This window comes from Phenylobacterium sp., from assembly GCF_044371015.1.
Lineage (GTDB): Bacteria > Pseudomonadota > Alphaproteobacteria > Caulobacterales > Caulobacteraceae > Phenylobacterium.
In genome coordinates this window covers 1-2,657 of the sequence record NZ_JBILUK010000340.1, presented here as the reverse complement: position 1 = coordinate 2,657, position 2,657 = coordinate 1, and the positions used below count along the sequence as shown (strand labels likewise).

The 2,657-nt window shown below is 65.6% G+C and carries 3 protein-coding genes; 2 read left to right on the top strand and 1 reads right to left on the bottom strand.

Annotated features, from left to right (window positions below):
- The coding region (locus ACIQ3R_RS17355) for a TonB-dependent receptor (RefSeq protein WP_397420101.1) at positions 1–1,162 on the bottom strand (1,162 nt) is incomplete at its 3' end.
- A 175-nt stretch (positions 1,163–1,337) separates the two neighbouring features.
- Between ACIQ3R_RS17355 and ACIQ3R_RS17350 the strand changes: the two genes are divergently transcribed.
- Positions 1,338–2,009 (top strand): GntR family transcriptional regulator, encoded by a 672-nt coding sequence (locus tag ACIQ3R_RS17350; protein ID WP_397420100.1) that lies wholly within the window; start codon positions 1,338–1,340, stop codon positions 2,007–2,009.
- Between the two features lie 123 nt (positions 2,010–2,132).
- On the top strand, positions 2,133–2,657 hold a 525-nt coding region (locus ACIQ3R_RS17345; RefSeq protein WP_397420099.1), incomplete at its 3' end, for a hypothetical protein.

Sequence of the window (2,657 nt, the reverse complement as noted above, 5' to 3'; positions counted from 1 at the left end):
CAAGCGCAATCGTGTCCCGTGCGAAGCCAGAGACCCATGTCATCGTCGAGCCGTCTGGAAAGCGCGGCGCGATGCTGGCCTCCGCACCAGAGCCGAGACTTTGGCGGAACCGGCTAGAGCCTATGCGATCCGCGTAGATCTCGGCGCCGAACAGCCGCTCGTGCCCAGGCTCCGGCTCGAGGATCCAGCGGAGCGACCCGCCGATGAGGTCGCTCACGTTGCGCTCGACATCGCGGCTTGCAGCACCGAAGTCGCGTGAGCGACGACCGTCGACAACACGCTGGAAACCAACCTGCGCCTCGCCATCGGCGGTGCTCAGCCGTACCTGGGCGAACAGCCGACGTTGAGGCGCGTAGTCTTGTTCGATGGCGTCTGGGCGAGATTGGCCGAACCCCGCGACCAGGACGTCATGGCGCGGTGACTTCGGTTGCTCTCCGTACTGCGCTTGTACCGTTACTGCGGTCTTGTCGGCGATGGGAAACGTCGCCTTCGCCGCGGCGTGACGGGCGGTGTAGCCCGTAAAGGGCAGGCGGCTACCGCCGCCGATCCTCAATCCGTCAGCATCTCGGAAGCCAGCCGATAGCCGAACGGCGCCAATGTCGGAACTGAGGTTAGCCGCCAGGTGCGCAGTGCGGGATCTGTCTGCACCGGCAAACCCGGCGGCCAACCGGCTGCCCCTCCAGCCGCCGGGCAAGGGGTCGGGCGTGGTCACTGCTAGAACGCCGCCCATCGCGTCTGCGCCGTAGACCGAGCCCTGCGGCCCGCGGATCAGAGCGACGCGCGCAACATCCTGGGGGTCGATCAGACCGAGATATTGGTTCGGCGCATTGCGGAACATCCCATGATTGAGGCGGAATCCGTCAACGACGTGCAACACTTCCGAGCCCTTGAGTCCACGTACAATCAGGGCGCCCTGTCCGGGGCTCGTCTGTTGGCGCCATGCGCCAGGCTGCCCGCTCAGGAGATCGGCGACAGTTCGAATCCCGGCGCCGGGTTGCGGCCTGTTCACCAGCGTGACCGGCGTCGATAGCGACAACGGCGGCGGTCCGCGCCCACCCGCGGTGACCGCCAGCTCAGCAACCGGCGTGTCCTCCGCGCGGACCGGGCTGTACACCGACACAGCCAACAGGATCGTGCAGACGCCGCGTAACGAGATGCGCATTTGACTTTTGTCGACCGCTGCTCGGTTAACTGTCAAACAAACACAGCCCCGAGGCGCGCGCGGCGCCCCCGGCCTCGGGGCGGGCATTGTCGTTGCGCCTACGGGCGCCTTATAAGCAATCATCAACCGAAGGACGATTATCACCTTGGCCCCACCCCAGCCCTCGAAAGGCACGGTGACGCAGTGGGTTAGCGGCCAGCTACGCGAGCAGGTTCTTAGCGGCGCACTTCCCGCAGGCGCGCCGCTTCGAGAGGAGGACCTGGCTGCCGAGTTTGGCGTCTCTCGACATGTGGTGCGTGAGGCCCTTCGGCTTCTGGCTGCAGACGGGCTCGCCGACTACGCCTCCTATCGGGGCGCCCGGGTGCCGCGGTTGAGCGGAGAGGACGTGCGCGACATCTATCGCGCCCGGACCTTCATCGAGACGGCGGCTTTGCTTCGCGGTGACGGCGATCTCGCCCGTGAACTGGCGCTCATCCATGGGCGATTCGTGAGAGCTGTTTCCGAGAAGGCATGGGTTGAAGCGTTCGCTTCTGATGTCGCCTTCCATGGCGCGCTCGCCGCGGCGGCTGGCAGCGACCGATTGACGGCTTGGCACAGCGACCTGATGCGGAGCTTGCGGCTCGCCCACTTGGTTGCGCCCGCGTTTCAGGAGCAAGGGCTGAGCGAGAGCGTCGCACAACATGCCGAGATCATCGTGGCGCTGACTGCGGGGGATCAAGCGGGCGCTGCTCGGGCGCTTGAGGATCACCTTGGCACGGCTCAGAAGCTGTTGGCGCTCCGGGTCGACGACGCCGCCCCACCTGGTCGACGCACGCGCCCGCCGATGGTCGGGGCGCCTAAAGACTAAGCAATCGGATGCTTGAGGATCCCCAGGGTCGTCTTTGAGGCGCGTATCCTCGGGTCAAGCTTGCAAAACCACGCCGCTTCATATTGTTAAACAAAATTGCATCGATTTTGGGGAGAGAGTTCGGTGACGACAGCCCGTGAAGCCGCTGAGCCGCCCGCCAATCCGCCCGCGTGGATGGGTGCCGCTGTGTTTGAAGACTTCGGTGTCGCGCCAGTCGTGAATTGCTGCGGGATATATACTGACCTCGGCGGCTCGATCCTCGAACCCTCGGTCTGGCGGGCGGCATCTGAGCTCAATGGCGCCTTCGTCCGCATGACGGACCTGATGGATGCAGCTGGCCGGCGCATCGCGGGGCACGCCCGCGCCGAGGCTGCCCGCGTTACGCCGAGTTGCAGCGCCGCCCTGGCGCTCGCAGTAGGAGCCACGATGACCGGCCGACGTGGGGAATCCTGGGAACAGCTTCCGGATACACGTGGCCTAAAATCCCGGGTCGTCATCTCGGCCCACCATCTGGCGAACTACAAGTACGCCAACTGCGCCCGCATGCCAGGCGGCATCCTAGTCCCGGCGGGATCGGTCGATCACTACGACCTGCAAGCCGTTGTCGCCGAGATCGACGCAGACACCGCCTGCGTTCTGGTGCCGGCT